Annotated in this window: 6 protein-coding genes; all 6 read right to left on the minus strand. The window is 39.0% G+C overall.

From position 1 onward, the window contains the following. Positions 1 to 83 precede the first annotated feature (83 nt). Positions 84 to 1,313, minus strand: coding sequence for a threonine ammonia-lyase (gene ilvA, locus ACO6FI_RS01205; protein ID WP_485455747.1), 1,230 nt, complete (start codon positions 1,311 to 1,313; stop codon positions 84 to 86). A 37-nt stretch (positions 1,314 to 1,350) separates the two neighbouring features. Then, positions 1,351 to 2,280, minus strand: a complete 930-nt coding sequence (gene ftsY, locus ACO6FI_RS01210) for a signal recognition particle-docking protein FtsY (protein WP_485455748.1) — start codon at positions 2,278 to 2,280, stop codon at positions 1,351 to 1,353. Positions 2,281 to 2,288: 8 nt separating this feature from the next. Then, positions 2,289 to 5,846, minus strand: a complete 3,558-nt coding sequence (gene smc, locus ACO6FI_RS01215) for a chromosome segregation protein SMC (RefSeq protein WP_485455749.1) — start codon at positions 5,844 to 5,846, stop codon at positions 2,289 to 2,291. Further along, the gene (rnc, locus tag ACO6FI_RS01220) at positions 5,847 to 6,533 is read right to left on the minus strand and encodes a ribonuclease III (RefSeq protein WP_485455750.1); all 687 of its coding nucleotides are present in this window, start codon (positions 6,531 to 6,533) and stop codon (positions 5,847 to 5,849) included. Between the two features lie 74 nt (positions 6,534 to 6,607). Continuing rightward, positions 6,608 to 6,844, minus strand: coding sequence for an acyl carrier protein (gene acpP / locus ACO6FI_RS01225; protein WP_008751809.1), 237 nt, complete (start codon positions 6,842 to 6,844; stop codon positions 6,608 to 6,610). Between the two features lie 12 nt (positions 6,845 to 6,856). Then, positions 6,857 to 7,783 (minus strand): phosphate acyltransferase PlsX (gene plsX / locus ACO6FI_RS01230; RefSeq protein WP_485455751.1); only part of this gene is annotated, 927 nt, incomplete at its 5' end.

Consider the following 7,783-nt stretch of genomic DNA (forward strand, 5'->3'; position numbering starts at 1 on the left):
CCCCCCATTTTATAAAATATATTATATTAGTCTTAAAATTTAATGTTTTTAAAAATTCGCTAATATCTACATTCACTTTTTCATCAAGCATTATATGTTCCCTTACTTCTTACAAGTTTTGGTCTATATCCCTCTTTATTAAGCCTTTCGACTATCTGTTCCTTATGCTTAGTTCCGTAAGCTTCTATAGTGATTCTAAGCTCCACGGCGGCATTTCTGTTGATACTGATAAACTGATTGTGCTCAAGCTTTATAACATTTCCTCTCTCACTTGCCAGTAAGTCGGCTACCTTTGCAAGTTCACCCGGCTTATCCGGTAAAAGTACGGATACCGTAAATATCCTGTCTCTTGCAATAAGTCCGTGCTGTATAAGTGACGCCATTGTGATAACATCCATATTTCCACCGCTAAGTATAGCAACAATCTTTTTTCCCTTTACATCAATATGCTTTAGAGCGGCCACTGTAAGTAACCCCGAGTTTTCAACTATCATTTTATGATTTTCCACCATATCAAGGAAAGATACTATAAGCTCATTGTCGTTGATTGTGATTATATCATCCACATTCTCTTTGACATAGTTAAACAGCTTATCTCCCGGAGTCTTTACAGCGGTACCGTCTGCAATCGTATTGGCTGAAGGCAATGTAACTATATGTCCTTCTTTTATGGATTCTTTCATGCAAGCTGCATTCTCAGGCTCCACACCTATTACATGAATATTCGGATTCAGCATCTTTGCAAGTGTCGCCACACCGGCACAAAGTCCTCCGCCGCCTATCGGTACAAGTATTATATCTACTGTAGGGAGTTCTTTAATTATCTCCATTGCAATACTTCCCTGTCCTGTAGCCACTGTAAGGTCGTTGAAAGGATGTACAAATGTCGCACCGCTCTCCTTTGCATACTCCATAGCCTTTGTAGCCGCTTCATCAAATACATCGCCGTAGAGTTCTACAGTCGCACCGTAGTTTTTGGTTCTGTTTATCTTTATAAGAGGTGTCGTTGTAGGCATAAACACTGTAGCCTTTATTCCTGCAAGCTTAGCTGCGTACGCCACACCCTGTGCATGATTTCCTGCTGAAGCCGTTACAATTCCCTTTGCCTTTTCTTCATCGGAAAGTGTTGAAATCTTATAGTATGCTCCTCTAAGCTTATATGCTCCGGTATACTGCATATTTTCAGGCTTGAAATATACTTTATTTCCGGACTGCTCCGAGAAAAACTCACTGAATACAAGTTTTGTCTCCGATGTCACCTTTTGTACAAGTTCGCTCGCCTCTTCAAATTTTTCCAATGTAAATTCCTTCATTACTTATTGCCTCGATTCTATTTTAGATAGCTTTGTCTTACTCATTACTAAAGAGTGCATCCACAAATTCTTTTGAGTTGAATTTTTGCAGATCGTCTATTTTCTCACCTACCCCTATATACTTGACAGGAATGGAAAGTTCCGCCTGTATTGCAACCGCAATACCTCCCTTGGCGCTTCCGTCAAGTTTTGTCAGTATAATACCTGTTATATTTGCCGCCTCGTTAAACACCCTTGCCTGCTCAAGCGCATTTTGTCCTGTAGTACCGTCAAGTACCACCAAAGTCTCTCTGTATGCGTCAGGATACTCTCTTCCAATTATCTTATTGATCTTTTTAAGCTCTTCCATAAGATTTTTCTTATTGTGAAGTCTTCCTGCGGTATCAACTATCATTACATCTGTATTTCTGGCCTTAGCAGCCTTGCATGCATCAAATACTACGGCTCCCGGGTCTGAACCCTCGTTCTGTGCTATTATATCCACTCCGGCTCTTTTAGTCCACTCCTCAAGCTGCTCAATAGCCGCAGCTCTGAATGTATCCGCAGCCACAACCAAAACTTTCTTACCTTCATTTTTCAGCTGACTTGCAAGTTTTCCGACAGATGTGGTCTTTCCTACACCGTTTACACCTATTACAAATACTACAGACTTTCTGTTTTCAAACTCATAGGCGTTCTCGCCCAAATCCATCTTTCGTTTTATTGTATCGATAAGCACCTCTCTGCACTGTGCAGGTGAGTTAAGATGCTCTTCTTTTACTCTCTTTCTAAGCTCTTCTATAATATCTGTGGAAGCTCTGATTCCGATATCTCCCATGATAAGAGTCTCTTCAAGTTCTTCATAAAAGTCCTCATCTATCACATCATAACCGAGAAATACATTCTCAATTCCGCTGACTACGGCATTTCTTGTTTTTGTAAGACCTTCTACAAGTCTCGAGAAAAATCCTTTTTTCTTTTCTTCCATTATATCTCCTAATTATCCAATTCATTTTCTATCAAGTTCACGGAAACAAGCGTAGAAACTCCCTTTTCCTGCATTGTGATTCCGTAAAGTCTGTCCGAGGATACCATCGTACCTCTCCTGTGCGTAATTACTATAAACTGTGTATGGTCTGTAAGCTTATGTAAATACTTTGCAAATCTGTCTACATTTGAATCATCAAGCGCCGCCTCTATCTCATCAAGCAGTGCAAAAGGTGAAGGCTTAAGGTTTTGTATTGCAAACAAAAGTGCTATGGCGGTAAGTGCCTTCTCTCCACCTGAAAGCTGCATCATGTTTTGAAGCTTCTTTCCCGGCGGCTGTGATATGATGGTTATGCCCGCCTCAAGCATATCCGGGCTTTCTTCAAGTACAAGCTTTCCGCTGCCTCCGCCGAAAAGCTCTTTAAACACTTCATTGAACTCTTTTGCAATCTCTTCAAACTTCTCGGCAAACTGCTTTTTCATAGCCACATCCAGCTCGTCGACAATATTTATCAAAGTAGCCTCAGCCTCCAAGATATCCGTATGTTGCTTTTTCATAAGTTCATATCTGCCGAAAATCTCATTATAATCTGAAATGGCATTGATATTTACATTTCCAAGTGCCTTTATCTTTGACTTCAGTGAAGCTATATTTGCTCTGATATCATTTAAAGACATATCCGTATCTGTTTTCAACTCCAAAGACGAATTATATGTAAGTTCATATTCATTCCACATATAATTGGTTCTCTCCGACATCCTCTCTTCGGACTTTTCTATCTGACCTTTCAGTCTGTAAATATCTCTGTCAAGAAGTGAAACTCTTTCACTGTAAATATCTCTGTTGTCAAATATCTTATTCTGTGACTTTGACTTTGCTTCTTTAAACAAAATAAGTTCTTCTTCTCTTTGCTTAAGCTTTTCTATCTTTTCGGCCAACTCGTTCTTTGAGATATGCTCATTTTCTATGATTTTATTTTTCTCATTGATGTTTCTCACAATGTCCTCGGCTCTTGTCTTTAAGCCCGACTTTTCATCAAGCAGCGCTTTGACATCCTCTCCGGTTCTGTTTACATTATTATCAATAAACTCAAGTCTTTGTGAAATATTGGCTTTTTCAAGCTTTGAAGCATTCAGCTTTTCTACAAGCACTTCTCTGGAATTTCTCTGTTCTTTGATATCGCTTTCTATATCCGAGATATCCTTTCCCAGTTTGCCGAAGTCCTCACCGACATTTGAAAGTTTGGCATCAAGTCTTTTTGTCTCTATCTCTATATCTGCAAGTTCTTTGTCGATATTGTCAAAGTCTGTCTGTACAGAAACTGATGAAGCTTTAAGTTCTTCAAGCTTTTCAAGTAATCCGGCCCTTCGGTTTAATATATTGTTTTTCTCAATGATAAGATCCTGTATTACTTTTCTGTTCTCATCAAGCTTAATTTCTATATAATTTATTTGTAGATTAAAGGCTTCAAGCTTATCGTTTGCCTCATTGTAATTTTTCAAAAGTATGGAAACACTTGCCTGTGCCTCTTCTATCTCTCTTTTCTTACTCAAAAGATTGGTACTGTTTTTAAAAGCACCACCGCTTATAGAACCGCCCGGACTAAGTGAATCACCGTCAAGTGTGACAACTCTGTATTCATATCTGAACTTTTTTTCAAAGGCAATAGCATTGTCTATATTGTCAATAACTACAATTCGTCCAAGCAGGCTGCCTATCAGATTTTTGTATACACTATCGTACTCAACCAGCTCACTTGCTATTCCGACTACTCCCTTTTCTTTCAAAAACTCGGTATTTGAAAATGTGTTGTTTCTCATTGCGGAAAGCGGCAAAAATGTAGCCCTTCCGAATCTGTTTTTCTTAAGATAGTCAATCAAAACCTTTGCTGTATTCTCGGAGTCGATAACCACATTTTGTATCCTGCCTCCAAGTGCGGTCTCAATAGCCACCTCATACTTTTTTGACGCTCTGACTATATCCGCAACAACACCATGTATACCGCCGATTCTGTCTCTGGTTTCCATGATCTTTTTTATTGCAATACCGTAGCCGTCATATTTTTCAGCAAGATCCTTTAATGATGTCAGCTTTGCCGACTCACTCTGATACTTCATCTGAAGCTCGGATGCCACTTTTGAAAACCTGATGATTTCACTGTGTATAGCAGCTTTTTTACTCTCAAGCTCGTCTTTAGTACTCTCGGCACTGTAAAGTGATTCATTCACCGAGTTTAGGCTCTTATTTTCCTCATCAATCTTTAATTCGATTGTATTTTGACCTGTCTTGCTCTCCAAAAGTCTTTGAGTCATCTGAGATTTTCTGAGGCGAACCTGCTCCAAGATACCCTTATATCTCTCTTTTTTTGCTCTCAAATCCGCATTTCTTGAATTAAACTCCTCAGATGAAAGCCTAAGAGTATCAAGTCTTTGTGTAAGCTCATCTATTTTTTTATCAATATCCTCAAGTTCTCTTAAAAGAGAGATTTCCCTTTCAATCGCCTCTTTTAAAAGATTTTGCAATGAGGCCTTTTCTTCTTTTAAAGTTTCCAGTTCTTTTTGCTTTTTTTCAATATCACTGTCTATATTTTCGCCTCTTGACGAGAGGTTTTCATTGTTCTTATTCTCAGAGTTTATCTGCTCTTTTAGAATCTCTATATGTGAGTTCATCTCTTGCAGTCTTGCCCCGTCATTTCCTATCAGATTTCTTACATCATCAAGCTCCTCGTCAAGCCTTTTTAACTCTGCCGTAATATCTTCATAGTCGGTTTTCGACTTTTCAAGCAAATTTCTTGCATCCGCCAAATCATCGGATAAGAGCTTTTCACGCTTTTTATATTCATTCAGATTCTGTGTTATACCGTCATACTCAATAATATAACTGTTAACATCAAAAATCTTTAATTCCTCACGCAGATTCAAAAACTCTTTTGCAACTTTTGCCTGTTTTTCAAGCGGACCGACCTGTTTTTCAAGCTCCGCCAATATATCGTTTACTCTGACTAAGCTCTCTCTTTCCGACTCAAGTTTTTTCAGCGCAAGACCTTTTCTTCTTTTGAACTTTGTGATTCCTGCCGCTTCATCAAACAACTCTCTTCTTTCTTCAGGTCTGCCGTTTAGTATCTTATCTACTTGTCCCTGACCTATTATTGAGTATCCGTCTTTTCCGATACCCGTATCAAAGAAAAGCTCACTGATATCTTTTAGTCTGCAGGCGGAACCGTTTATCAGATATTCACTCTCTCCGGATCTGAACAGTCTTCTGGATACGGTCACCTCTTTAAAGTCAATATCCAGCTTATGATCCGAATTATCCAATGTAATTGCAACATATGCAAATCCAAGCGGCTTTCTAAGCTCGGTACCTGCAAAGATTACATCCTGCATATTTCCGCCTCGAAGCTGCTTGGCACTTTGCTCTCCCAATACCCATCTGACCGCATCCGATACATTACTTTTTCCCGATCCGTTAGGTCCCACAATACCTGTTATTCCGTTGTGAAAATCAAATACGATCTTATTTGCAAAGGACTTAAATCCCTGAATTTCAATACGCTTTAAATACATTTAAACTTTACCTAATTTTTTCAATGCTTCATATGCCGCCGCCTGCTCGGCAGACTTTTTGCTTACGCCTTCTCCCACGCCCACTCTTTCACCGTTTATCTTCACAGCCACAATAAACTTTTTCAAATGGTCCGGTCCTTCCTCCGACAAAAGGTCGTACTCTACCGGTCTTGAATCCTGTGATTGTATTACTTCCTGTAAGATAGTCTTGCTATCATAAAAGAAGACTTTATTTTCATATCCATTCAAAATGAATTTTAAAATCACCTCTTTTGCATTAGCAAAACCACCGTCTAAATATATGCTTCCTATAACCGCCTCAAAGGTATCGCTGATTATACTCGGTCTGAATCTTCCACCTGTATGCTCTTCACCCTTTCCAAGCTTTATAAACTCACTGAGTCTTATATTCTTTGCACAGTCCACAAGCGCAGGCTCACATACAAAGCTTGCTCTTATCTTTGTAAGTTCTCCCTCAGGCTTGTCAGGATAAACTCCGTAGAAAAACTCACTGCTTACAAGCTCTAAAACGGCATCTCCCAAAAACTCCAATCTTTCATTGGAACCGTTTTTTCCAAGCTGATGCTCATTGGCATAGGAACTGTGTGTAAGTGCCTGATTTAAAAGCTCTATATTCTTATACTCATATCCTAATAATTTTTGTAACTTATTTAAATTATTATTCATAACAACCCTCAACAATCTATATTTTATAAAGAGGCTACCATTATCAGATATCTTAAACAGTAGCCTCGTAAACACTATCTGGCGTCTGTAGCCTTTTTTATCTCCTCAACAGCATCGTTTACAGTGTGAATATTCTCAGCCACCTCCTGAGGAATCTCAAGTTCAAACTCTTCCTCAATGCCTGTAATTATCTCAAACAAGTCCAAAGAATCGGCTCCCAAATCATCTACAAAAGAAGAACTCAGCTCAATTGTATTCTCATCAATATTTAAAACCTCGGCGATAATCTTTTTTAACTTTTCAAATTCCATTTTTTCTCCATTCTAATTTTTAATCATTTTCTCTCTTATAGTATCACTCAAAGCTTCTTCTTTAAAGCTCTTGCATTGTAAAATTGAATTACAAATCTCATTTGCCTTTGAATTTCCGTGTGCTTTGACTACAAGTCCGTTAAGTCCGAGTAAAGGCGCACCGCCGTATCCGCTTGCATCAAAGGACTTCAACGTAGCCTTCAGTGAAGACTTTATCATCATTGCACCTATCTTTGTAAAAATGTTCTTTGTCAGGGCTTCCTTTATCTTACCGATAAGTGTAGAACCAACTCCCTCATATAGCTTTATTATTACATTACCTACAAAGGCCTCACATACTATTACATCGGCTCCGCCTTTCGGTATCTCTCTTGCCTCTATGCTGCCTATAAAGTTTATATCCTTACATTCCTTTAATAAAGGCATTGTCTCCTTGACAAGCGCATTTCCCTTTTCTTCCTCGGCACCTATGTTTACAAGACCTACTCTAGGATTTTTGATACCGATAACCTTTTCCATATACAAAGAGCCTATCTGTGCAAACTGTACCAGATTATCCGCCCTTGCATCCACATTGGCACCACAGTCAATCAACAAAGAAACACCTTTTTCAGTAGGTATAAGCGGTGCCAGTGCAGGCCTTAAAACTCCCTTTATCCTGCCGACTATAAGTTGTCCGCCTACAAGTACGGCTCCGGTACTTCCGGCACTTACAAAGCCGTCCGCTTTTCCCTCTTTTACAAGATTCATGCCTACCACTATGGATGAATCCTTCTTTGCTCTGATAGCGGCTACCGGTGCTTCTTCATTGGTTATTACCTTGCTTGAATAGACACATTCACATCTGTCTGCAAACTCGTCACTTACTTTTTTCTCCAAAACCTCCTTCTTACCAACTAAAATAATTTTAATATCCTTATCTTTTTTTAAGGCATCAAA

This window comes from Lachnoanaerobaculum sp. (genome assembly GCF_057250505.1).